At 41.6% G+C, this 23087-nt stretch carries 27 protein-coding genes; 26 read left to right on the forward strand and 1 reads right to left on the reverse strand.

Annotation, left to right across the window (positions count from 1 at the left end):
• The first annotated feature begins 57 nt into the window (after nucleotides 1-57).
• The 8 genes from hrcA to deoC all read left to right on the forward strand — a co-directional run bounded on the left by hrcA (nucleotide 58) and on the right by deoC (nucleotide 8722).
• Nucleotides 58-1089: a heat-inducible transcriptional repressor HrcA gene (gene hrcA / locus B9Y89_RS11195; RefSeq protein ID WP_085523315.1), complete on the forward strand. Its 1032-nt coding sequence runs from the start codon at nucleotides 58-60 to the stop codon at nucleotides 1087-1089.
• A 45-nt stretch (nucleotides 1090-1134) separates the two neighbouring features.
• Complete coding sequence (gene grpE / locus B9Y89_RS11200; RefSeq protein WP_303393579.1) at nucleotides 1135-1746, forward strand: nucleotide exchange factor GrpE; 612 nt, start codon at nucleotides 1135-1137, stop codon at nucleotides 1744-1746.
• Between the two features lie 47 nt (nucleotides 1747-1793).
• Complete coding sequence (gene dnaK / locus B9Y89_RS11205; RefSeq protein WP_085523317.1) at nucleotides 1794-3623, forward strand: molecular chaperone DnaK; 1830 nt, start codon at nucleotides 1794-1796, stop codon at nucleotides 3621-3623.
• 190 nt (nucleotides 3624-3813) lie between these two features.
• Nucleotides 3814-4950, forward strand: a complete 1137-nt coding sequence (gene dnaJ / locus B9Y89_RS11210; protein ID WP_085523318.1) for a molecular chaperone DnaJ — start codon at nucleotides 3814-3816, stop codon at nucleotides 4948-4950.
• 23 nt (nucleotides 4951-4973) lie between these two features.
• On the forward strand, nucleotides 4974-5915 hold the full coding sequence (gene prmA / locus B9Y89_RS11215) for a 50S ribosomal protein L11 methyltransferase (protein WP_085523319.1): 942 nt from the start codon (nucleotides 4974-4976) through the stop codon (nucleotides 5913-5915).
• Nucleotides 5916-5929: 14 nt separating this feature from the next.
• Nucleotides 5930-6694: a 16S rRNA (uracil(1498)-N(3))-methyltransferase gene (locus B9Y89_RS11220; protein WP_085523320.1), complete on the forward strand. Its 765-nt coding sequence runs from the start codon at nucleotides 5930-5932 to the stop codon at nucleotides 6692-6694.
• Complete coding sequence (gene mtaB, locus B9Y89_RS11225; RefSeq protein WP_085523321.1) at nucleotides 6695-8050, forward strand: tRNA (N(6)-L-threonylcarbamoyladenosine(37)-C(2))-methylthiotransferase MtaB; 1356 nt, start codon at nucleotides 6695-6697, stop codon at nucleotides 8048-8050.
• Between the two features lie 21 nt (nucleotides 8051-8071).
• Nucleotides 8072-8722 carry a deoxyribose-phosphate aldolase gene (gene deoC, locus B9Y89_RS11230; RefSeq protein WP_085523322.1) on the forward strand — a complete coding sequence of 217 codons (651 nt, stop codon included), beginning with the start codon at nucleotides 8072-8074 and terminating at the stop codon, nucleotides 8720-8722.
• Between the two features lie 50 nt (nucleotides 8723-8772).
• On the opposite strand, the gene B9Y89_RS11235 is transcribed toward deoC, so the two are convergent.
• Nucleotides 8773-9699: a Na/Pi symporter gene (locus B9Y89_RS11235; RefSeq protein WP_085523323.1), complete on the reverse strand. Its 927-nt coding sequence runs from the start codon at nucleotides 9697-9699 to the stop codon at nucleotides 8773-8775.
• Between the two features lie 264 nt (nucleotides 9700-9963).
• Between B9Y89_RS11235 and rpsU the strand changes: the two genes are divergently transcribed.
• From rpsU to rpoD, 18 genes are all read left to right on the forward strand, one after another.
• Nucleotides 9964-10140, forward strand: a complete 177-nt coding sequence (gene rpsU, locus B9Y89_RS11240) for a 30S ribosomal protein S21 (RefSeq protein ID WP_139822790.1) — start codon at nucleotides 9964-9966, stop codon at nucleotides 10138-10140.
• A gap of 21 nt (nucleotides 10141-10161) precedes the next feature.
• Complete coding sequence (locus B9Y89_RS11245) at nucleotides 10162-10614, forward strand: GatB/YqeY domain-containing protein (protein ID WP_085523324.1); 453 nt, start codon at nucleotides 10162-10164, stop codon at nucleotides 10612-10614.
• Between the two features lie 100 nt (nucleotides 10615-10714).
• A complete protein-coding gene (gene floA / locus B9Y89_RS11250) occupies nucleotides 10715-11722 on the forward strand; it encodes a flotillin-like protein FloA (protein ID WP_085523325.1) in 1008 nt (335 codons plus the stop codon).
• A gap of 18 nt (nucleotides 11723-11740) precedes the next feature.
• Nucleotides 11741-11914, forward strand: coding sequence for a hypothetical protein (locus B9Y89_RS19050; protein WP_176222196.1), 174 nt, complete (start codon nucleotides 11741-11743; stop codon nucleotides 11912-11914).
• A gap of 107 nt (nucleotides 11915-12021) precedes the next feature.
• The gene (gene yqfC, locus B9Y89_RS11255; RefSeq protein WP_085523326.1) at nucleotides 12022-12300 is read left to right on the forward strand and encodes a sporulation protein YqfC; all 279 of its coding nucleotides are present in this window, start codon (nucleotides 12022-12024) and stop codon (nucleotides 12298-12300) included.
• 24 nt (nucleotides 12301-12324) lie between these two features.
• On the forward strand, nucleotides 12325-13551 hold the full coding sequence (yqfD, locus tag B9Y89_RS11260) for a sporulation protein YqfD (protein ID WP_085523327.1): 1227 nt from the start codon (nucleotides 12325-12327) through the stop codon (nucleotides 13549-13551).
• 137 nt (nucleotides 13552-13688) lie between these two features.
• Nucleotides 13689-14642, forward strand: a complete 954-nt coding sequence (locus tag B9Y89_RS11265) for a PhoH family protein (protein ID WP_085523328.1) — start codon at nucleotides 13689-13691, stop codon at nucleotides 14640-14642.
• A 29-nt stretch (nucleotides 14643-14671) separates the two neighbouring features.
• Nucleotides 14672-15145 (forward strand): rRNA maturation RNase YbeY, encoded by a 474-nt coding sequence (gene ybeY / locus B9Y89_RS11270; RefSeq protein WP_085523329.1) that lies wholly within the window; start codon nucleotides 14672-14674, stop codon nucleotides 15143-15145.
• A gap of 1 nt (nucleotide 15146) precedes the next feature.
• Nucleotides 15147-15512 carry a diacylglycerol kinase family protein gene (locus B9Y89_RS11275; protein ID WP_085523330.1) on the forward strand — a complete coding sequence of 122 codons (366 nt, stop codon included), beginning with the start codon at nucleotides 15147-15149 and terminating at the stop codon, nucleotides 15510-15512.
• A 24-nt stretch (nucleotides 15513-15536) separates the two neighbouring features.
• Nucleotides 15537-15941: a cytidine deaminase gene (gene cdd / locus B9Y89_RS11280; protein WP_085523331.1), complete on the forward strand. Its 405-nt coding sequence runs from the start codon at nucleotides 15537-15539 to the stop codon at nucleotides 15939-15941.
• Nucleotides 15931-16839 carry a GTPase Era gene (gene era, locus B9Y89_RS11285; protein WP_085523332.1) on the forward strand — a complete coding sequence of 303 codons (909 nt, stop codon included), beginning with the start codon at nucleotides 15931-15933 and terminating at the stop codon, nucleotides 16837-16839. The genes cdd and era overlap by 11 nt, the downstream gene beginning before the upstream one ends.
• Nucleotides 16840-16938: 99 nt before the next feature.
• Entirely contained in the window at nucleotides 16939-17079 is a 141-nt protein-coding gene (locus tag B9Y89_RS11290; RefSeq protein WP_085523333.1) for a YqzL family protein, read from the forward strand.
• 18 nt (nucleotides 17080-17097) lie between these two features.
• Nucleotides 17098-17844, forward strand: coding sequence for a DNA repair protein RecO (gene recO / locus B9Y89_RS11295; protein ID WP_254901238.1), 747 nt, complete (start codon nucleotides 17098-17100; stop codon nucleotides 17842-17844).
• 140 nt (nucleotides 17845-17984) lie between these two features.
• Nucleotides 17985-18614, forward strand: coding sequence for a helix-turn-helix transcriptional regulator (locus B9Y89_RS11300; RefSeq protein WP_085524709.1), 630 nt, complete (start codon nucleotides 17985-17987; stop codon nucleotides 18612-18614).
• Between the two features lie 15 nt (nucleotides 18615-18629).
• Nucleotides 18630-19445 (forward strand): pyruvate, water dikinase regulatory protein, encoded by an 816-nt coding sequence (locus tag B9Y89_RS11305; protein WP_085523335.1) that lies wholly within the window; start codon nucleotides 18630-18632, stop codon nucleotides 19443-19445.
• A gap of 161 nt (nucleotides 19446-19606) precedes the next feature.
• Nucleotides 19607-20056 carry a YaiI/YqxD family protein gene (locus B9Y89_RS11310; RefSeq protein ID WP_085523336.1) on the forward strand — a complete coding sequence of 150 codons (450 nt, stop codon included), beginning with the start codon at nucleotides 19607-19609 and terminating at the stop codon, nucleotides 20054-20056.
• A 25-nt stretch (nucleotides 20057-20081) separates the two neighbouring features.
• Complete coding sequence (gene dnaG, locus B9Y89_RS11315) at nucleotides 20082-21890, forward strand: DNA primase (RefSeq protein WP_085523337.1); 1809 nt, start codon at nucleotides 20082-20084, stop codon at nucleotides 21888-21890.
• Between the two features lie 29 nt (nucleotides 21891-21919).
• A complete protein-coding gene (gene rpoD, locus B9Y89_RS11320; RefSeq protein ID WP_085523338.1) occupies nucleotides 21920-23029 on the forward strand; it encodes an RNA polymerase sigma factor RpoD in 1110 nt (369 codons plus the stop codon).
• Nucleotides 23030-23087 lie beyond the last annotated feature (58 nt).

Here is a 23087-nt window from a genome sequence, read left to right on the forward strand (position 1 = left end):
AAATTTTAGATTAGACTTAGCACTCACCTACGTCGAGTGCTAACAGAGGTGATGGGGATGTTGACAGAACGTCAGCTTTTTCTCTTTCAATTATTGGTTGATGACTATATTCAAACGGCTGAGCCGGTGGGATCGCGCACGATTTCCAAACGTAATAACGTCAATCACAGTTCAGCAACAATCCGAAATGATTTAGCTGATTTGGAAGACATGGGTTTCATTGAAAAAACTCACAGTTCTTCAGGTCGTGTACCATCGGAAAAAGGGTATCGCTATTATGTTGATCACTTGTTATCCCCGGCTTTGCTGAGCCAAAAAGAAGTCTATAACATTAAACATGCGTTGGCCGATCACTTTGTTGAATTTGAACAACTGATTCAGGAAACGGCGGGAATCTTATCGGAGTTTTCCAATTACACATCCATTGTCATGGGTCCTGAGCTGCTCGATACCAAACTGAAACATATTCAGATTATTAGTATTCGTGAGGATACGGCGGTCATGATTGTTGTGACGGATACCGGGCATGTGGAAAATCGGACAATGACCGTTCCAGAGGGGATTCAATACAGTGATTTAGAGAAAATCGTTAATATTTTAAATAGGCATCTCCAAGGAACGCCGTTATACCAATTGCAGGTTCGAGTTCGAACCGAGCTACAACATGTTTTAAGCCATCAATTTCATTATTATCAAAAAGCACTTTCAATGGTAGAGGATGCCTTAGGTCAACAGTCCATTGATAAGATTTATTACGGCGGTAAGATGAATATTCTGTCACAACCAGAATTTCAAGATATAGACAAGGTGTTGCCGTTACTCAATGCTTTAGAAAACAAAACATTTGCTCAAGAGTTGCTTCGCCCTGCTTCCGATGGTATGCATATTAAGATAGGTCATGAAAATGACCTTCTGCCGCTCAAGGACTGCAGTGTCATCACTGCGACATATACCATTGGAGGAGAGCATATGGGGACGGTGGCTGTCCTTGGGCCGACACGGATGACATATCCACGTGTCGTCACACTGCTTGATGTGGTGTCAAATGGGTTATCCAATTTATTGTCACAACGGTATCAGAATGATTGAACAAGTCAATGATAGAAGCGTGGAATTTAAATGGAGGTGGATGGCGTGGCAAACCAGGATGCAAATCAAGATACAGTGAACAATCCTGAGAATATAGAAGAAAATCATGATCATGATGAAATAGCTGAACCGGTTGAAGCTGAACTTGTTGAAGAGGACGAGCCTGTTTCAGAACAAGCTGATCATCAGGCGCTTATAGAAGAAAAAAATGCAGCTTTAAAAGAGCAGCAACAGGAAAATGAATCATTGAAAAATCGCCTTTTGAGAGTTCAAGCTGATTATGATAATTTTAAAAGGCGGACAAAAGATGAAAAAGAACAAGAGCGAAAATACCGTTCGCAAAAGCTTGTGGAAGACTTATTGCCCGTGATGGATAATTTTGAGCGTGCTTTAGAAACCGAAGAGATTAATGATAGTGAACAATCCTTAAAACAAGGAATGGACATGGTTTACAAACAATTGAAGGAAGCGCTAGAAAAAGAGGGCGTTGAAGTCATTGAAGCTTTGAATCAACCATTTGATCCTAACGTTCATCAAGCCGTCATGCAAGTTGATAGCGACGAACTCGAATCAAATACTGTTGCTGAAGTCTTGCAAAAAGGTTATACATTAAACGGACGTGTTGTTCGTCCAGCTATGGTGAAAGTGAGCTCATAATCATTTATCAATAAATTGAATAGAAAACATAGGAGGTACTTTATAAAATGAGTAAGGTTATCGGAATTGATTTAGGAACAACGAATTCATGTGTAGCAGTTATGGAAGGTGGAGAACCAACCGTTATTCCTAATGCGGAAGGAAGCCGCACAACACCATCTGTTGTGGCTTTTAAAAATGGTGAACGCCAAGTAGGTGAAGTGGCCAAGCGTCAAGCGATCACTAATCCTAATACAATTATTTCGATTAAGCGCCACATGGGTACAGATTATAAAGTTGATATTGAGGGCAAAGAATACACACCTCAAGAACTTTCAGCCATCATTTTGCAAAAGCTAAAATCCGATGCTGAGGCATACTTAGGTGACGAAGTAACTAATGCCGTTATTACTGTTCCAGCTTATTTCAACGATTCTCAACGTCAGGCAACAAAAGATGCTGGTAAAATCGCAGGACTAGAAGTTGATCGAATTATTAATGAGCCAACAGCTGCTTCTCTTGCTTATGGCCTTGATAAAGAAGATGAAGACCAAACTATCCTTGTTTACGACCTTGGTGGCGGCACATTTGACGTATCGGTTCTTGAGCTTGGCGATGGTCTTTTCGAAGTTCGTTCAACGGCCGGTGATAACCAATTAGGCGGAGATGATTTCGACCAAGTTATCATCGACCACCTTGTTCAACAATTCAAGAACGAAAATGGCATTGACTTATCCAATGATAAAATGGCACTGCAACGGATGAAAGATGCCGCTGAAAAAGCGAAAAAGGATCTTTCCGGTGTTACTCAAACGCAAATCTCCTTGCCGTTCCTAACAGCTGATGCTGAAGGACCGAAACACTTGGAAGTCAATTTGACACGCGCTAAATTTGAAGAACTCTCTTCTCATCTCGTTGAAAAAACGATGGGACCAACGCGTCAAGCGCTTAAAGATGCTGATATGTCAGCAAGCGACATTAATAAAGTCATTCTTGTCGGTGGTTCGACACGGATTCCAGCGGTTCAAGATGCGATCAAGAAGTTAACAGGCCAAGATCCACACAAAGGTGTCAATCCTGATGAAGTTGTTGCGCTGGGTGCAGCCATTCAAGCAGGGGTGCTTGCCGGTGACGTTAAAGATGTTGTTCTCTTGGACGTAACACCGTTATCCCTTGGTATTGAAACAATGGGTGGTGTTTCCACGAAATTAATTGAACGGAATACGACCATTCCGACCAGTCAATCACAGGTCTTTTCGACTGCGGCCGATAATCAAACATCTGTTGATATTCACGTTCTTCAAGGTGAAAGAGAAATGGCAGCCGATAACAAAACGCTTGGTCGTTTCCAATTGACGGATATTCCGCCAGCACCTCGTGGCGTTCCACAAATTGAAGTGAGCTTCGAAATCGATGCAAATGGTATCGTGAATGTTAAAGCCAAAGATAAAGGAACAAACAAAGAGCAGTCTATTACAATCAAATCCTCTTCTGGTTTAGAAGATGATGAAATTGAGCGTATGGTTAATGAAGCGGAAGAGAACGCTGAAGAAGACAAGAAGCGCCGCGAAGAAGCTGAAGTCCGTAATGAGAGTGACCAACTCGTATTCACGACAGATAAAACAATCAAAGATCTTGGTGAGCAAGTCACTGATGAAGAAAAGCAAAAAGCGGAAGATGCTAAAGAAAAACTGAAGACGGCCCTTGAAGGGGACGATCTTGACGCCATCAAAACAGCTAGAGATGAACTCCAAGAAGTCGTTCAACAGCTGTCAGTTAAGCTTTATGAGCAAGCTCAACAGCAAGCACAGGAAAGTCAAGACGGTAACGATAGTCAAGATGACAATGTTGTTGATGCTGATTATGAAGATGTTGATGACGAGAGTAACAAGCAATAAGCAGGGTCATTTTACAAAGTCAAAGTCAAGCATTGTCTTGGCTTTGGCTTTTTTTAGATAGATTGATTGAGGCTTGCCACTAATTGATGATGAATGATATGATAAACGTTATGTGAACTTAAGAAACGAGATGTTCGAGGTTAGAGATTCATAACTGTTTCTAACTTCTAAAATCGGGAGTGTTAGATATATGAGTAAACGCGATCATTACGAAGTCTTAGGTGTTAGTAAGGACGCGTCAAAAGATGAAATAAAAAAAGCCTATCGAAAATTAGCTAGAAAGTATCATCCAGATGTGAACCAAGACGATGAATCTGCGACAGAAAAATTTAAGGAAGTCCAAGAAGCCTATGAAACATTAAGTGATTCTCAGAAACGGGCAAATTATGACCAATTCGGTCATGCTGACCCTAATCAAGGCTTTGGCGGAGGTCAAGGCTTTGGTGGTGCTGACTTTGGAGGCTTCGGCGATATTTTTGATATGTTCTTCGGTGGCGGCGGTTCTCGCGGGCGAGATCCGAATGCACCAAGGCAAGGCGCTGATCTGCAATACACGATGAGTCTCGCATTCGAAGAAGCTGCCTTCGGTAAGGAGACTGATGTGGAAATTCCTCGTGAAGAAACGTGTGATACTTGTGATGGTTCTGGAGCCAAACCAGGTACAAAACCAGAAACATGTCAGCACTGTGGTGGTTCAGGTCAAATGAATGTCGAACAAAATACACCATTTGGTCGAATCGTTAACCGTCGAGTCTGTCACCATTGTCAAGGATCGGGTAAAATCGTTAAAGACAAATGCACGACATGCGGTGGCGATGGTCGTGTACAAACACGTAAACAAATTCATATTAAAATCCCTGCAGGTGTGGATGATGGTCAGCAAATCCGCGTAAGTGGACAAGGTGAAGCGGGTGTAAATGGCGGTCCAAGCGGCGATTTATTTGTTGTTTTTGATGTGCGTCCACATAAGTTTTTCGAGCGTGATGGCGATGACGTCTACTGTGATGTTCCGCTAAACTTTGCTCAAGTCACTCTTGGTGACGAAATTGAAGTACCGACCTTGCATGGTAATGTTAAGTTGAAAATTCCAGCTGCGACTCAAACAGGAACGACCTTTAGACTAAAAGGCAAGGGGATTCCGAATGTCCGCGGTTACGGTCAAGGTGACCAACATGTTTCCGTAAAAGTTGTGACTCCAAAAAAACTATCTGACCGTGAACGTGAGTTGTTTAAGGAGCTGTCAGAAATAAGCGGTAACTCGCTTAATGAGGATGAACCAGATAATCTGTTTTCAAGGTTCAAACGCGCATTTAAATCAGATTCCTAAATGAATTGAACGGAGCTGGCGATATGAAATGGTCGGAAATTTGTATTCATACAACCCATGAGGCTGTTGAGCCTGTCTCAAACATTTTACATGAGGCAGGTTCCAGTGGTGTGGTCATTGAGGATTCAGAAGATCTGAAAAGAGAATGGCCAGAAGGAACCGGGGAAATTTATGAACTGAATCCTGATGATTACCCTGAAGAGGGGGTTAATGTTAAAGCTTATCTCCAGGTCAATAGCTTTTTGGGCGAAACCGTTGAGACAATTAAGGCATCCATTAATAACTTATTATTATATGACATCGATGTTGGACCTAACGAAATCACGTTGACGGAAGTCCGTGAGGAAGATTGGGCAACAGCTTGGAAAAAGTATTATAAGCCGGTAAAAATTACAGACCGCATAACAATAACACCGACATGGGAGACCTATGAGGCTGAGTCCCAGGATGATTTAATCATTGAACTAGATCCGGGAATGGCATTCGGTACCGGCACCCATCCAACAACGGTTTTATGTATACAAGCTCTAGAAAAATATTTGCAACCCAGGGATAAGATGTTGGATGTTGGTACTGGATCAGGTGTATTAAGCATTGCTGCAGCTAAACTAGGAAGCGACGATATTCTAGCGGTTGATCTGGATGATGTGGCCGTAAAATCAGCTAAGCAAAATATTAAAGGCAATAAAGCTGATGATGTTGTCACCGTTAAACAAAATAATCTGGTTGATCATATTAAAGGCCCTTACGATTTCATTGTTGGGAATCTCCTAGCTGATATTGTGATTCGTATGTCTGAGGGTGTAGCCTCTATTATCAAGCCCGGCGGTATTATGGTGACCTCCGGAATTATCCAGAACAAAAAAGATCAAGTCATTCAAGCGCTTCGACATCAGCAATTCACAGTGATTGAAACGATGGAACAAGAAGACTGGGTTGCTCTAGTGGTCAAATATCAGGGTTAATAGGCGGTGGATCCATGTCACAGCGTTATTTCATACCAAAGGAACAATTTCAAGATCATAGCGTGATCATACAGGGTGAGGATGCCCGGCATATTCGTAAGGTTATGCGGATGACAGACGGCGAAACGATTACTTGTTGTGATAATGATGGTCATGCTTTTCTTTGTAAAATACGAGATCTAGATGAGCAAAAGGTTATTGCAGACATTCTTGAAGAACAACCAGCCAATCAAGAGTTAGATATTAACATTACGGTCGTGCAGGGCATGCCGAAGAGTGATAAACTGGAATGGGTTGTCCAAAAAGGGACTGAATTGGGAGTTAACTCATTTGTTCCTTTTACTGCCGACCGATCGATTGTTAAATGGCCCGCTAATAAGGTGGATAAAAAAGTTAGTCGTCTGCAAAAAATCGCTAAAGAATCAGCTGAGCAATCCCACCGTGTCTATATACCTGAAATAATCGAACCATGGACGCTTCAAGATTTGATCCAAGCAATTTCTGATTATGACAGTTGTGTCGTCGCCTATGAGGAAGAAGGGAAGCGTGGACAACAGACAGGACTTCCATCAGTTTTAAACAACTTGGAATCCGGGCAACGGCTCCTTATTGTGATTGGACCTGAGGGTGGATTATCGAAATCGGAAGTTGACGCCTTTCAATCGGCTGGAGGAGTTCTTTGTGGTTTAGGTTCGCGAATTCTTCGTACGGAAACAGCACCGCTGTTCATTCTGTCAGCAATTGCTTATCAATTGGAATTACTTAGTGAGGTGAAATAAATGTCATCTGTCGCTTTTCATACGTTAGGTTGTAAAGTAAACCATTATGAGACAGAAGCCATCTGGCAGTTATTCGAAAAAAACGGTTATGAACGGAAAGAGTTTAACTCAGCAGCTGATGTTTACGTCATTAACACATGCACAGTGACCAATTCAGGTGATCGCAAAAGCCGGCAAGTGATTCGGCGTGCGATTCGAAAAAATCCTGATGCCGTGATTTGTGTCACAGGGTGTTATGCACAGACATCGCCCTCTGAAGTGATGGAGATTCCTGGCGTTGACATTGTTGTTGGCACTCAAGACCGTGAAAAAATGTTGGGTTATATCGAACAGTATCAAAAAGAACGGGAACCTATTAACGGTGTCGGCAATATTATGAAGACGCGTGTTTATGAAGAGTTGGAAGTCCCTTCATTTACTGATCGAACTAGGGCATCATTAAAAATTCAAGAAGGTTGTAACAACTTCTGTACGTTCTGTATTATTCCGTGGGCACGTGGTTTGTTACGGTCTAGGGACCCCAAATCTGTCCTTGAGCAAGCACAGAAACTCGTGGATGCGGGTTACAAAGAAATCGTGCTAACAGGCATACATACTGCGGGTTATGGTGAAGACATGAAAGACTATAACTTTGCTCAGTTGCTGCGTGATTTGGAATCAAAGGTTATAGGCCTTAAACGTCTAAGGATCTCCTCAATTGAAGCGAGTCAAGTGACGGATGAAGTCGTTGAAGTTATTGACAAGTCCAAGGTGATTGCCCGTCATTTACATATTCCGCTTCAAGCAGGTTCCAATACGGTGCTTAAACGCATGAGACGTAAATATACTACTGAATTTTTTGCTGAGAAAATTGAACATTTGCGCAAGGCGCTGCCTGATTTCGCCTTAACGTCAGATGTGATTGTGGGATTTCCAGGCGAAACAGAAGAAGAATTTCAAGAAACCTATGATTTCATCCGCAATCTCAGATTTTCGGAGCTTCATGTTTTCCCATATTCAAAACGAACAGGGACACCAGCGGCACGTATGAAAGATCAAGTGCCTGATGATGTCAAACATCACCGGGTTAAACAACTGATTTCACTATCGAATCAATTAGCCAAAGAATATGCTTCACGATATGAAGATGAGGTTTTGGAAGTCATCCCAGAAGAACCGTTCAAAAAGGATGCAAATGACAATTACTGGGTTGGTTATACTGACAATTATCTTAGAGTGAAGTTTCCGGCGACCCCTGATATGGAAGGGAAACTTGTTCGGGTGAAAATTAAGCAATCAGGGTATCCGTATAATGAAGGCCAATTTGTTAGAGTCCTCGATGATGATCAGCTGGAACCGCATACGGTAAATCTATAATAGTGCAAAGGGATGACGTCCATGACAAATATTGCGAGTATGATTGATCATACAGTTTTGAAGCCCGCTGTGACGTATGATGATATCCTGAAACTTTGTGAGGAAGCGAGGCAGTATCATTTTGCCTCCGTCTGTATTAATCCCACGTGGGTGGGTATGGCCTATGAACAATTGAAGGAAACAGATGTCAAAGTTTGCACTGTTGTGGGTTTTCCACTTGGAGCAACAACAACAGAAGTAAAGACGTTTGAAACGAAGCAGGCCATACAAAATGGCGCGACGGAAATTGATATGGTGATGAATATCGGGGCTTTTAAGTCGGGAGACTATGAAAGCGTTGAACATGACATAGCCTCTGTGGTAGAGGCGACGGATACATCCATTATTGTTAAGGTGATCTTGGAAATTTCCTTTTTGTCCGAAGAAGATATTCAGAAAGCCAGTCGCTTAGCTATCCTAGCTGGAGCCGATTTTGTCAAAACTTCAACAGGTTTTTCCGACAGTGGTGCTACGACAAAAGCCGTTCGAATCATGCGCCAAACTGTTGGCCCTGATAAAGGTGTTAAGGCTTCTGGAGGCATTCGCGATCGGAAGACAGCTGAAGATATGATCGCGGCTGGGGCTTCTCGCCTTGGTGCAAGTGCAGGGATTAAGATTGTAGAAGAAACATAGACGATGGCCGCTAGGGTTATCATGCGTCGAACGTTCGACGCATGATTTTTTTAGCTCCAACTTTTTCTCGATTCAATCCATTGCCCTAAAGGTTTGGCAAAGGGGAGAGCCAGCAATCCGATAATGACATTAAAGAGCACGCTGGCATGGGCTAACTGAGCATCAGGGGTGCTGGCGAATGATCTCGCCAAAGCCGATAACCATTGGACAAAGGGAAGAAATATTATGGCGCCAGCGAGGTTGAATACACCATGAGTGTAAGCTGTCCAACGCGCTTGCCAGTTAGAACCGACAGCGGCTAATAATGCTGTAACACATGTACCAATATTTGCGCCTAAAATAAAAATAATCCCTGTTTCTAAAGGAACACCATGATTGTACATGAACGTCATGGCTATGATGGTTGCGGCTGATGAAGATTGGATGATAGCCGTAAAAATAGCCCCAATCAGCAGTGCAAACAATATGGAATCATTCGCCATTTCAATAATGGTCTTGATTGAACCGGTTTCTTGTAAGGGTGTTGCTAACGAATGCATGCCGTTCATGGCTGTGAATAGGCATCCTAAACCGAAAATAGCCGCCCCGGCGCTAAACCATTTTTGTTGCGGCATCATTAGCAACAGCACACCGGCAATTAATAAAACGATATGTAAGTAATCCGTTTGGAGAACTAATACTTCTCCTGTCACTGTTGTCCCAATGTTCGCCCCAATCATGATGCCAATGGTTTGATAATATTTAATCAAACCGCTTGCTGCAAGTCCAACAGCAATGACTATAACGGCTGAACTGCTCTGAACAATCGCAGTGATGGCAGCTCCAACGACTAAACCTTTTATGGGATGGTCGGTAAGTTTGAATAGTATCCCATTGAGTTTACTTCCCGTTAAGTTGCCAAAACCTAATTTCATAACAGTTATGCCAAAAAGGAATATACTGAGATACACTATGAAAGCTGAAAATAATGGATTCATACCACATCACCCATTGATATCTTATTGGACAAGATGTTCCGTCATGACAATTTTATTTGAATAAACGAGTCGTGACTAAAAAAATATCGCAATTAAGTTGACCCTGAAATCGGATTGATATATAATGTCAAACGTATAGGAATTCATTGTCGCTATTTTGATCTAAGTATGGTCAATAAGTCTGATGGGCAGATATTTTGCCTTCTTTTTTTGGTGTACTGTATCACCAAAAGCGGCATCATTTGGAGGGAGGGAAAACACGTCATGAAAATTGAAACAAAAGTTCGCAAAAACGAATCTATAGAGGACGCTCTCAGACGTTTTAAAAAATCCGTCAACAAGTCTGGGACCATGGCGGAAGTTCGTAAACGCAAACATTACGAAAAGCCTAGCGAACGCCGTAAGAAGAAAATTGAAGCTCGCGCCAAGAAGAAAAGATAGCGAGCAAGAAAGGGTGTTCGCATGAGCTTCAATGAACGGCTGACACAAGATATGAAGACCGCTATGAAGAGCAAAGATAAGACTAAATTGTCTGTGCTTCGTATGCTTAAAGCGTCTCTTCAAAATGATGCCATCAAACTTGGCAAAGATGTCGCCGCTATGACTGAAGATGAAGTGTTGACGGTATTGTCTCGTGAACTCAAACAGAGGAAAGACTCCCTCCAGGAGTTTGAGAACGCCGCACGTGATGATTTAGTCACCGAAACACAAAAAGAAATTGAAATTATAGACATTTATATGCCTGAACGATTATCAGAAGCTGACTTGACCGCCATTATTGACGAAGTCATTAATGAAGTTGGTGCCACATCACCAGCAGATATGGGCAAAGTCATGAGTGCCATTATGCCAAAGATCAAAGGTCAAGCTGATGGTGCCTTAGTCAGTCAACTTGTTAAAGACAGGCTTAATTAAAAAAACTGCTGATCATAAATTGATCAGCAGTTTTTTTGAAACGATTTGAATATTCAAATCGTATGTACATAAGAACGCAAACATTATAGGGGGGATGAAGATGGATCAAGTTTCAGGTTCATCCATTGGTGTTTTTTTAATCGCAGCCATCATTATCATTGTTTTGGCAATATTTTTGACTTTTGTACCTGTCATGTTATGGATTTCAGCATTGGCAGCGGGTGTACGGGTCAGTATTTTTACACTTGTTGGTATGCGCTTACGCCGGGTGACGCCAAGAAAAGTCATTGCGCCGCTCATTAAAGCTGAAAAAGCGGGCTTGAAGTTAAATACGAACCTATTAGAAAGTCACTATCTCGCGGGCGGTAACGTTGATCGGGTTGTAGATGCCTTAGTCGCCGCTCACAGGGCGAATATGGAGCTCAGTTTTGAGCGCTGTGCCGCCATTGATTTGGCAGGTAGAAATGTCCTCGAAGCTGTACAAATGAGTGTGAATCCAAAAGTGATTGAAACCCCGTTTACCGCGGGTGTCGCCATTGATGGCATTGAAGTAAAGGCCAAAGCTCGAATCACGGTTCGGGCGAACATTGACCGGCTTGTGGGTGGTGCCGGCGAAGAAACGGTGATTGCCCGTGTGGGTGAAGGTATTGTATCAACAATCGGATCCAGTGAAACTCACAGCAAGGTTCTAGAAAATCCCGATATGATCTCACAGACCGTATTGAAAAAAGGATTGGATGCAGGGACGGCGTTTGAAATTCTGTCCATTGATATTGCTGACGTGGACATTGGTAAAAATATTGGCGCTCATTTACAAACGGAACAAGCTGAGGCCGACAAGAATATTGCTCAAGCCAAGGCAGAAGAACGACGGGCAATGGCGGTTGCCCAAGAACAAGAAATGAAAGCTCGCGTCGAGGAAATGCGCGCCAAAGTAGTTGAAGCCGAAGCTGAAGTGCCACAAGCCATAGCTCAAGCACTCAAAGACGGAAACATCGGTGTAATGGACTATATGAATTACAACAATATTAAAGCTGATACAGATATGCGTGATGCGGTCGGTCATATTAATCAAAATGATGAAGATGAACCGGATCCTGAATCCTAATGCTGGAAGGTGAGGCTGTTGTCTAACCAGAATCATAAACAAGGTCAAAATAAACGAGGGACAGATGTGCGGTTGAATCTGCAATTTCGAAACCGGCAGCAATTGGCTGATAGTTTGATCATGCAAGAAGTGTTTGGCCCACCGCGGGCTTATCATAAACACTTTTCCAATCGCCTGTCTCGCCGTTTATAATTCTAATCGAACAGATCCATTAATGGGTCTGTTTTTTTTATGGAGTTATAAGGTGATACACAGCTGGTTTTTAACATAAAGATGAATAAAGAGGTGGTGGTTTGGCGATGGCAAAATGGCGTAATAACCTAAAAAGTTGGGTCCTTAATCATACTGATATGCCTGCCGATGTTGTCATGGATTTGCCCCGGATCACCATGATCGGGCAATTACATATATATATTGAAAATCACAAAGGTGTTTTGTCGTTCACGAATAATGAACTACGTTTGTCATTGGACCAAGGACAGTTGTTGATTACGGGTAAAGATTTTGTTCTAAAAACCATTTTACCTGAAGAAATTTTACTTGAAGGAACGATCAAACAAGTCAATTTTATCGATTAATTTATACAGGGGTTGACGTGGTTTATGAAAAAAAATTGGGATGAAACGATCTATGGTCATGTCCGTGTCATCATTAAGGGAAAGCGAACGGAGCAATTTATTAATCGCTGTGTCAGAGAGAACGTGGCGATATGGGATGTTTCACGGGTCACTGACAACAAGATCCGTTGTTACATTGCATTAAAGAATGTTAAGGAAATCAAGCCATTGTTGAAAGCAACGGATTGCCGTATCCATTTTGAAAGGCGGCAAGGTTTGCCGTTTTTTATCAAGCGTATGACGAATCGGGCAGGAATTATTGGTGGACTGGCCTTATTTTTCCTTGTATTATTCATTTTATCTAACATGGTTTGGTCTATTAAAATTACCGGTGCCGATGCCCGTGTTGAAGATGACATTAATAAAATTTTGAAAAATATGCAAGTCCATGTTGGTTCCATTGATTTCTTCCTCCCGCCCTTAGAAAAAATGGAAGATGAACTTGCTGCTCAATTGGATAAGGTGACATGGGTCGGTGTGTCAAAAAATGGGACAACTTATCGGATTGATGTTGTTCAAAAGGAATTACCAAAGGAAGACAAGAATACGGGTCCGCGGGATATGGTCGCTTCACAGAAAGCAACCATTGTTGATATCTATGCCGAAAAGGGAACGCCGATGGTCAAGGTGAATGATTTTGTTAAACCCGGCGACGTTTTAATTTCGGGAAATGTGGGAACATCTGAGGATCCTAAGTTTGTATCGGCTAAGGGGAAAGTTATAGGGGAAACATGGATGACCACGGAAACAGAGGTTCCGTTAAAAACGGACTATACAACGATGACAGGAGAAACTTATACCCAACACCAGTTATCGCTGTTTGGTTGGGACGTTCCAATATGGGGATTTGATGACGATCCTTATAAACATAGTGAAAAAGAGGTTGTCAAAAAACCCGTCCGTTTTTTATTTTGGAAACTTCCTGTTTCCTATAAAAAGGAAATTAAGCGAGAGACGGAGTCGTCAAAGCGTCATTTATCGAAAAGCGACGCCGTCAAACTTGGAAAAAATATCAGCCGAAAGCAACTGTTAAACCGCTTGTCTGATGAAGCTGAGATTGTCTCACAGGAAGCGACAAACATCGATCAGAAGGATGGGATTGTCAAGCTTGAGATATCCTATACAGTCCATCAAAAGATTACAGAAACGAAAAGTTTTGTCCCGAAACAAAGAAAACAGAAACTAGAAGAAGAGACTGAAGATGACGAATGATGGCATGTCCGGAGAGAATCCGGACATTTTTTATTTTGATGGAATGTTTACTGTCTTAGGATGAATTGGAATTGCGACTCGAATTTGTGGTAAACTAAGGTAAAAAATAGGCCTAACAAATAAGGAGTTTGAGATTATTGACAGAACGTCCATTACAAGCGATCGATCTCCAATTCGATGAATCTAATGAAGCTATTGCTTTGTTCGGCCCCGGAGATGCCAATTTAAAAATCATTGAAGAGAAGTTAAATGTATCCCTTGTCACACGCGGAGAAGGTGTATCCGTCTCGGGCAATGATCAAGTTGTAGGGCAAGTGAAACAAGTGTTGCAAGAACTGTTGAACCTTGTTAAGAAAGGTTATCAAGTGACAGAGCGCGATGTTGTTTATGCTATTCAATTGGCTGAACAAGGGCAAATTGAAGAACTAAGTCATTTGTATGAAGAAGTCATTGCCGTCAATGCCAAAGGCAAACCCATTCGAGTCAAAACTTTGGGGCAGAAGCACTATATTGCTGCTATGAAGAGCAAGGATATGGTGTTTGCTATAGGTCCGGCCGGAACGGGTAAGACCTTCTTAGCTGTTGTTATGGCAGTTAATGCTCTGAAAAACGGGGATATTAAAAAAATTATTCTAACACGTCCCGCTGTCGAGGCCGGCGAAAGTCTAGGGTTTTTACCTGGCGATCTCAAAGAGAAAGTCGATCCCTATTTACGACCATTGTATGATGCCTTGCATGATATTTTGGGAGCTGAGCATACGATGCGGCTCATTGAACGAGGGACGATCGAAATCGCTCCGCTTGCTTACATGCGCGGGCGTACGTTAGATGACGCGTATGCGATCCTAGATGAGGCTCAGAATACGACAAACGAGCAAATGAAAATGTTCTTAACACGCCTTGGTTTCCATTCAAAGATGATTGTGACCGGTGACATCACTCAGGTAGACTTGCCTAAAGGCCATGAATCAGGTTTGAAAATAGCACGAGATACACTTAAGAATATTAATGGGATCTCAACAGTCCAATTGAAACCAGTGGATGTTGTCCGTCATCCGCTTGTTCAAAAAGTCATAGAAGCTTACGAATAATCATAACCAGCGAAGAAGGTGAGCCCGAGATGAGTTTAACAATTGAATTTAATGATGAAACCGAACAAATAAATGATCCATTGCAAGGACACATGAACGATTTACTATCGTTTGCCGCAGAGAAATTGAATATTGATGATGCGGAGTTGTCCGTAACTTTTGTTGATAATACGACGATTCAAGGTATTAATAAGCGTTATCGGGATAAAGATCAACCGACGGATGTCATTTCGTTTGCTCTTGAGGAAATGGATGAGACGGAAGTTCCGGTTGAGGGTGATGATATGCCAAGAATCCTAGGTGATATTGTCTTGTCGGTTCCAAAAGCTGAAGAACAAGCCAAAGCGTATGGTCACTCATTTACAAGAGAACTGGGCTTCCTGCTTGTCCACGGTCTACTTCACTTGCTTGGATATGATCACATGACTGAAACCGATGAAAAAGAGATGTTTCAACTTCAAGAAGATATTTTATCTGACTTCGGTTTGACGAGGTCAAGTTAAGGTGAAAGGGGATGGCTCAAGTTCTTATTCGCTATGGCACAGGATTTCGTTTGCATTAAGTGGGATTGTACAGGCGGCCAAAGCGGAAAAAAATCTACAGATCCAATTGGCGATTGCATTTATCGTTCTTACGCTGGCATGGATTTTAGAGATTAGCCGAACTGAATTCTTTATAATTTTGCTTCTTATAGGACAGGTTGTGAGTCTTGAAATGGTGAATACAGCGCTTGAGAGAGTGGTTGATTTGGTCTCAGATGAATGGCATGCATTAGCCAAAGCTGCTAAAGATATAGCTGCAGGGGCTGTTTTATCAATGTCGGTGATTTCTGCCATTATTGGCGGCATGATTTTTTGGCCGACATTTTGAGAAAGGGAGAAAGGATGTTATATCTTGAACGATGAACAATTGATTGAAGCGGCAACCGACGCAAGAAACAAGGCCTATGTACCATACTCGGATTACTCTGTTGGGGCCGCTTTGTTAACTTCAGGCGGTGAGGTTTACACCGCTGGTAATATTGAAAATGCAGCCTATCCCCTGACTATTTGTGCGGAGCGGACGTCGCTGTTTAAAGCATTTTCAGACAATGATAAAGACTATCAAACGCTGGCCGTTGTCGCTGATTCAAATCGGCCTGTTCCACCGTGTGGAGCTTGCCGTCAGGTGATGGCTGAGTTATGTCCCGGAGATATGCGGGTGTTGCTGGCCAATTTAGATGGTGACGTGCAAACAACAACAGTTTCGGAACTATTACCAGGAGCTTTTAATGCGGGGGATATGAATCATGACAAATGACCAATTTAAATCAGGGTTTGCGGCAATGATTGGCAGACCAAACGTGGGGAAATCAACGTTATTAAACCATGTGTTAGGGCAAAAGGTTGCTATTATGAGTGACAAACCGCAAACAACAAGAAATAAAATACAAGCTGTTTATAATCAGTCAGATGCTCAAGTTGTTTTTATTGATACACCAGGTATACATAAACCGAAACATAAATTGGGAAGCTTCATGACTAATATCGCCCAAAAAACACTTGATGAGGTCGATATTGTTTTATTTATGGTTGATGCCGACAAGGGGTATGGTAAAGGGGATCAATATATCATGGAGCAACTGGAAAAATGCCATACTCCTGTTTTCTTGGTCATCAATAAAATTGATAAAGTACATCCTGATCAGTTATTGCCTTTTATTGAGTCATACCGGGAGAAATATGATTTTACTGAAGTGATTCCGATTTCCGCACTGAATGGGAATAACGTGAATACGCTGCTAGAACAAATTCTTTTATATATGGAAGAAGGACCACAATTTTATCCTGCGGACCAAATCACAGATCATCCAGAACGCTTTATTATCTCTGAATTGGTCCGCGAAAAAGTCTTGCATTTGACTGAGGATGAGGTGCCTCATTCGGTTGCTGCTCAAGTCGAGCATATCGAGTATAAGGAAGAAAAGGATACAGTCTATGTTGCGGCAGCTATCATTGTTGAAAGATCATCTCAAAAAGGTATTATCATCGGAAAACAAGGAAAAATGCTGCGGAATATTGGGACACAAGCACGGGGTGATATTGAGGCGCTTTTAGGAAGTAAGGTTTATTTGGATTTATGGGTTAAAGTCAGAGAAAATTGGCGTAATCGCGAAGGTCGTCTGCGCGACTTTGGGTTTGTTGAAGAAGATTATTAATGTCAAGCCTCTTCAATTAACAATATTTCCTTATCATGTTTTCACCGTTTAAGTGAAACCTAATCATGAAACCAAAACAAATGAAAGGTGGTACAATTCATGTTAGACTTTACTTGGAAAGTCTTTTGCATGACGGGGGATGTGGACACCTACCTTTTGTACAAAGAAATGGAAAATAATGATGGTACTGAACAAGAAAACGGTGACGAAGCGTTGGTGAATGATACACCAACACAATAATGCAGGTGAGGCAGGTTGATGGAGAAATCGGAAGGCATTATTTTAAAATCTGTTGATTATGGGGAAGCGAACAAGATTCTGACTGTTTTGACAAGAAAGCATGGCAAAATTGGTCTAATGGCCAGAGGAGCTAAGAAAGCTAACAGCCGTTTGTCATCAATTTCCCAGGTGATGAGCTACGGACAGTTGCTATATAAAAAAAGCCAAGGACTTGGATGGGTATCTCAAGGGGAGATCCTTAATGGGTTTCGCCATCTAAAGTCTGATATTGTTCCGATGGCTTATGCTTCTTACGTCATTGATTTAACCAATCAATTGATAGATCAAAATGAAACAAATCCTTTCTTATTTGAATGGCTGCTGCATACGTTGAATTATATGGACGAAGGGTTAGACCCTAAAGTACTTACACTGATTTATGATGTCAAAATGCTGCCACAAGCAGGTATAGCGGCTGAACTTGACGGTTGCGCTCATTGCGGTCGTTTTAACCTTCCAATGGCATTTTCCGTTACTAATGGTGGCTTTCTGTGTGCGGGTTGCTCTTACCATGATCGCCACGCTTTACCTATAAGTGAAGCCGCCGCCAAATTGCTCCGCATGTTCAAACATATTAATTTAAACCGATTAGGGAAAATACATGTCAAAAAGAGCACGATTCGGGAAATGGATCAGGTGATGTCATTGTTTTATGAGCAGTATTCGGGAGTGAAATTAAAATCGAAACAATTCCTTAAGCAGATTGAGGAACTGGATTCCCGTTAACTCTTGTCAAAATTCTAAGGCAAGAGTTTTTTTGATTGATGCAGGAAAATGGTGTTTTTCCACGAAATTTTATTAGGTTGGCTGATAATACTTTGATAGCTCAAACAACCCTTGTTTTTTACGTAAAAGGTGGTGAAGGCATGGAACTGAATGATCGTCAAAAAAGGATTCTAGAAATCACAAAGGAAAAGGGTCCAATAACAGGAGAACATATAGCCGACCACTTAAACCTTACAAGGGCGACTCTTCGACCTGATTTGACGATTCTTACAATGGCTGGATTTTTGGATGCTAGACCACGGGTCGGGTATTATTATACCGGTAAACCTCAGTCTAAACTGATCGCTGACCATATTAACAAAATGACTGTTAAAGACTATCAATCGATTCCAGTTGTTATTCAGGAACAGTCCTCTGCATATGATGCTATTTGTGCGATGTTTCTTGAGGATGTCGGGACCTTGTTTGTGATTGATCAACAAGGTGTTTTGACAGGTGCGTTATCACGAAAGGATCTTTTGCGGGCAAGCATTGGTAATCAGGATCTTAATGCGATTCCGGTTAGTGTGATTATGTCCCGTATGCCAAATCTAACGGTTTGTAAGAGTGATGACCTGGTAATTGACGTAGCCAAATTGTTAATTGAACGTCAAATTGACGGACTTCCAGTTGTAAAAGATACAAGCAATGGAATAGAGGTTATTGGTCGTATTACAAAAACTAATGTGACGAAAGCTTTTGTTGAAGTCGCTGAAGGTGACATGGATTAAAGGGAGGGACGATTGATGGGTAAAACTCATGAAAATTTAGTATATATTGTGTCGGACTCTGTAGGTGAAACAGCAGAACTCGTTATTAAAGCGGCATCCAGTCAATTTCGTGATATAGATATTGATGTTCAACGTTTTCCTTATGTAGAAGACCGGGAGACGATTGATGAAATTGTGCAGGCTGCCAAGGAAAATCAAGCCATGATCGCCTATACACTCGTTGTCCCAGAGATCAAAAATGATTTGTTAACTAAGACAGAGCACTTGGGAATTGACGCCGTAGATATCATGGGCCCAGCGATTAAGCTTATGGAGCAACGCTTTAACAAAAAACCAAGGTATGAGCCTGGGCTGATTCATAAGTTAGATGAAGATTATTTCCGGAGGGTTGAGGCTATAGAATTTGCCGTTAAATATGATGATGGTCGTGATCCACGTGGGATATTGCGAGCAGACGTTGTTTTAGTCGGTGTATCCCGGACATCAAAGACCCCATTATCCCAATATCTCGCCCATAAACGATTGAAGGTGGCTAATGTTCCGGTTGTCCCTGAGGTCGAACCACCAGAAGAGTTGTTTCAAGTGGATCCTAGAAAGTGTTTTGGCCTTCGGATTAGTCCCGAGCAATTGAATCATATTAGGAAAGAACGGTTAATTGCATTGGGACTCGATGCCCAAGCCAATTATGCAAAAATGGATCGGATCAAAAAAGAACTACAGTATTTTGAAGATGTTGTTGATCGTATTGGCTGTCAAATCATTGATGTCTCGAGCAGAGCTGTGGAGGAAACGGCTAATGTCATTTTTTCTTTATATCAAAGAAAAAATTAATTGCTTAGATCTCTTGATTTCTTAAATTTATATGTATTATAATACATATTTGTGATAAAAATAACAAGTAAAGGTTTTTGTGCTTAACTCGACAAATTTCATAAAATTTAAACATGCAGTGTCTAGAAGGAATTGACGAGGGAGATATAGAATAACTTGTTATGGATAAACGACAGATCTATGTGGACGCAGATAGTTGTCCTGTAAAACATGACATTATTGATTTGGCGGAGGCCAATGAGGTACAAGTCCTATTTGTTGCATCGTACAATCACATGTCCCATAATCATGTACGGGAACAATGGATTTTTGTCGATCCTGTACGAGAAGCGGCTGACATATATATTGTCAATCACGTTGGGGTTGGCGATATTGTAGTTACCCAGGATATGGGACTCGCAAGTTTGTTAACAAAGAAAAATGTTTATGTCCTGACACCAAAAGGAAAATACTTAAAAGAAGAGGATATGTCGAATATCCTATTTTTTCGGCATATGACAAAAAAGGACATTAATGCCGGTAGAAAAGTTAAAGGTCCTTCAGCGTTTACTGATGCTGATCGAGAGCGGTTTAGACAGACCTTATCTAATATATTAGGGACATGGCATTAATTTTTCAAGGGGGTGTGTTCCGGACATGCCCATCAGTCAAGAAACCATTGATCGCATTAGAACGTCCATTGATATTATTGATGTGATTGGAGAGTATGTCCAGCTAAAGAAACAAGGAAGAAGTCACCTTGGACTATGTCCTTTTCACAATGAACGCACACCGTCTTTTTCCGTTTCAGCTGATAAACAAATTTTTCACTGTTTTGGTTGTCATATGGGCGGCAATGTCTATACATTCTTAATGGAAATCGAAGGTATTGATTTTGTTGAAGCCGTTCGTTTATTAGGTGAAAAAACTCAGATTCCGATCCCGGAAATTGAACATTACACCAATCATTCATCGAAGAATCAGACTCAAGAACAATTATATCATGGATTGGAATTACTAACCAAATTTTATTCATATTTGTTGAAGGAATCGAAGTATGGTAATGGCGCAAAGACTTATTTATATGACCGGGGATTTACCGATGAAAGTATTGAAAAATTCCAATTGGGTTACGCCGTTGATGCATGGGAAACAGCGACGGAGTTTTTGGCCAATAGGAAGGTTTCATTAGATCAATTAGAAAAAGCTGGTTTAGTGTCGAAGCGTGAGTTTGATGGCAAGTTTTTCGATCGTTTTCGAAACCGAATTATTTTTCCCATCACGAATCATCGCGGCAAACCGGTTGCTTTGGCTGGGAGAGTTCTTGATGAGTCAAAACCGAAATACTTAAATACGCCGGAATCGAATATATTTCATAAAGGGCAAATATTATATGCATATCACCTTGCACGGCCGAATATAAAAAAGCAGAATCAGGTGATTTTATTTGAAGGTTATGTTGACGTGATTAAAGCCCACCAAGCTGGAGTTACAAACGCTGTGGCATCCATGGGCACCTCTTTAACCGACAACCAAGCGTCTATGTTGGCGCGTAATGCTGAGACTATCATTATTTGCTATGATTCCGACGAAGCGGGTATTCAAGCTGCATTTCGGGCATCGGAACTGCTTAAACCATATGATCGAACGATCAAAATTGCCAATATGCCTAAAGATATGGACCCCGATGATTACATTGATCGTTATGGCGGTGACCGTTTTCAATCAGATGTATTAGGGGCTAGCCGAACGCTAATGGCGTTCAAAATGGAATATCATAAATTAGGAAGAAATTTAAATGATGAAGGAGAACGCCTGCGCTATATAGAAACTACACTATATGATATTGCTAAGCTTAGCAAAGCTGTTGAGCGTGATCATTATTTAAGACATCTTGCCGATGAATTTTCTTTATCATTAGATGCTCTGAAGCAACAGCAATTTCAAATTTATAAACAAATGAAGCAGCAGCAACATCAAACCGATCGTCAACAGACGTTCACTATTCAACAAAATCATCAAGATCCACACAAATTATCACCAGCTCATTTGACAGCTGAACGCCAATTACTGGCGCATATGCTTAGAGATCCTGATATTGCTGAACGGGTGAAAACGGAAATTGGCGGTCAGTTCTCAGATGATATGCACCAAGCATTGGCAGCGTATCTCTATGCTTATTTTGAAGAAGATCATCTCCCAGATGTCAGTGGATTTATTCAAATTTTACATGATGCTGAGCTTCAGAAGCGGGCGACGGAGATTGCCATGATACAAATTAACGAAGATGTCAGCGATAGAGAAATAAGTGATTACATCCGGCAGATAACAAATTATAATAAAAGGTTAGCTATTGGGAAAAAAGAAGAAGAGAAAAAGGCGGCTGAAGGTCGGAATGACATGACACGTGCTGCGGAAATTCTGTCTGAAATCATCATGTTAAAGAAAAATCTAAATGAACAATAATGTATTGAGTTTTGGAAGGAGGGGATCAAATGGCTGAAAAGCAAACGGATGAGCAAGTAAGCCAAGAGCTGACCGTTGAACAGGCGAAAGAGCAACTCATTTCATTAGGAAAAAAACGAGGTGTTTTGACTCATGGCGAAATTGCTGAAAAATTAGCGCCATTTGATCAAGACTCGGAACAAATGGATGAGTTTTACGAAAGCCTTGGTGAACAAGGGATCGATGTTCTTGATGAAGTGACCGCCAACAACGGTGATGCCCCTAAAGAGGAAGAGTTTGATTTAAATGATTTGTCTGTGCCCCCAGGCGTTAAGATTAACGATCCTGTGCGTATGTATCTGAAAGAAATTGGTCGGGTGGATTTACTTTCAGCTGACGACGAAATTCAGCTGGCGCAGCGGATCGAAGAAGGCGATGAAGAAGCTAAACGTCGATTATCTGAAGCTAACTTACGTCTCGTTGTTAGCATTGCCAAGCGCTATGTTGGCCGGGGGATGTTGTTCCTAGACTTGATCCAGGAAGGTAACATGGGTCTGATCAAAGCTGTAGAAAAGTTTGATTATCGTAAAGGTTATAAATTTAGTACCTACGCTACGTGGTGGATTCGTCAAGCCATTACGCGTGCCATTGCTGATCAGGCAAGAACGATCCGCATTCCTGTTCATATGGTAGAAACGATTAACAAACTCATTCGTGTCCAGAGACAGCTGTTGCAGGACTTTGGCAGAGAGCCTACACCAGAAGAGATTGGTGAGGAAATGGAACTGCCGCCTGATAAGGTTCGTGAAATTCTAAAAATTGCTCAAGAGCCTGTTTCCTTGGAAACCCCTATTGGCGAAGAAGATGATTCTCACTTAGGTGATTTCATTGAAGATCAAGATGCCCAAGCGCCATCGGATGCAGCGGCTTATGAACTCTTGAAAGAGCAATTTGAAGACGTTTTGGATACGCTCACTGATCGCGAAGAAAATGTCTTGCGTCTACGGTTTGGTTTGGATGACGGGCGTACGAGGACGCTCGAAGAAGTTGGCAAAGTCTTTGGCGTCACACGTGAACGGATTCGACAAATTGAAGCCAAGGCCTTACGGAAATTACGTCACCCAAGCCGAAGCAAACAATTAAAGGATTACATGGAATAAAGTTTACCTCCTTTTGGGGTAAGCTTTTTTTATTCATCCATTTGTCAATTATTTTACT

It is taken from the genome of Tuberibacillus sp. Marseille-P3662 (assembly GCF_900178005.1).
Classification (GTDB): domain Bacteria; phylum Bacillota; class Bacilli; order Bacillales; family Sporolactobacillaceae; genus Marseille-P3662.

What these genes read in the sequence shown, in the direction of transcription:
- floA (WP_085523325.1), top strand. Translation starts at nt 10,715, where the DNA reads ATGGATCAAGTTTCAGGTTCATCCATTGGTGTTTTTTTAATCGCAGCC.
- dnaJ (WP_085523318.1), top strand. Translation starts at nt 3,814, where the DNA reads ATGAGTAAACGCGATCATTACGAAGTCTTAGGTGTTAGTAAGGACGCG.
- rpsU (WP_139822790.1), top strand. Translation starts at nt 9,964, where the DNA reads ATGAAAATTGAAACAAAAGTTCGCAAAAACGAATCTATAGAGGACGCT.
- B9Y89_RS11235 (WP_085523323.1), bottom strand. Translation starts at nt 9,699, where the DNA reads ATGAATCCATTATTTTCAGCTTTCATAGTGTATCTCAGTATATTCCTT.
- mtaB (WP_085523321.1), top strand. Translation starts at nt 6,695, where the DNA reads ATGTCATCTGTCGCTTTTCATACGTTAGGTTGTAAAGTAAACCATTAT.
- yqfD (WP_085523327.1), top strand. Translation starts at nt 12,325, where the DNA reads ATGAAAAAAAATTGGGATGAAACGATCTATGGTCATGTCCGTGTCATC.
- rpoD (WP_085523338.1), top strand. Translation starts at nt 21,920, where the DNA reads ATGGCTGAAAAGCAAACGGATGAGCAAGTAAGCCAAGAGCTGACCGTT.
- B9Y89_RS11245 (WP_085523324.1), top strand. Translation starts at nt 10,162, where the DNA reads ATGAGCTTCAATGAACGGCTGACACAAGATATGAAGACCGCTATGAAG.
- era (WP_085523332.1), top strand. Translation starts at nt 15,931, where the DNA reads ATGACAAATGACCAATTTAAATCAGGGTTTGCGGCAATGATTGGCAGA.
- B9Y89_RS11290 (WP_085523333.1), top strand. Translation starts at nt 16,939, where the DNA reads ATGTTAGACTTTACTTGGAAAGTCTTTTGCATGACGGGGGATGTGGAC.
- prmA (WP_085523319.1), top strand. Translation starts at nt 4,974, where the DNA reads ATGAAATGGTCGGAAATTTGTATTCATACAACCCATGAGGCTGTTGAG.
- dnaK (WP_085523317.1), top strand. Translation starts at nt 1,794, where the DNA reads ATGAGTAAGGTTATCGGAATTGATTTAGGAACAACGAATTCATGTGTA.
- B9Y89_RS11300 (WP_085524709.1), top strand. Translation starts at nt 17,985, where the DNA reads ATGGAACTGAATGATCGTCAAAAAAGGATTCTAGAAATCACAAAGGAA.
- B9Y89_RS11310 (WP_085523336.1), top strand. Translation starts at nt 19,607, where the DNA reads ATGGATAAACGACAGATCTATGTGGACGCAGATAGTTGTCCTGTAAAA.
- yqfC (WP_085523326.1), top strand. Translation starts at nt 12,022, where the DNA reads ATGGCAAAATGGCGTAATAACCTAAAAAGTTGGGTCCTTAATCATACT.
- recO (WP_254901238.1), top strand. Translation starts at nt 17,098, where the DNA reads ATGGAGAAATCGGAAGGCATTATTTTAAAATCTGTTGATTATGGGGAA.
- dnaG (WP_085523337.1), top strand. Translation starts at nt 20,082, where the DNA reads ATGCCCATCAGTCAAGAAACCATTGATCGCATTAGAACGTCCATTGAT.
- ybeY (WP_085523329.1), top strand. Translation starts at nt 14,672, where the DNA reads ATGAGTTTAACAATTGAATTTAATGATGAAACCGAACAAATAAATGAT.
- B9Y89_RS11305 (WP_085523335.1), top strand. Translation starts at nt 18,630, where the DNA reads ATGGGTAAAACTCATGAAAATTTAGTATATATTGTGTCGGACTCTGTA.
- deoC (WP_085523322.1), top strand. Translation starts at nt 8,072, where the DNA reads ATGACAAATATTGCGAGTATGATTGATCATACAGTTTTGAAGCCCGCT.
- hrcA (WP_085523315.1), top strand. Translation starts at nt 58, where the DNA reads ATGTTGACAGAACGTCAGCTTTTTCTCTTTCAATTATTGGTTGATGAC.
- B9Y89_RS11220 (WP_085523320.1), top strand. Translation starts at nt 5,930, where the DNA reads ATGTCACAGCGTTATTTCATACCAAAGGAACAATTTCAAGATCATAGC.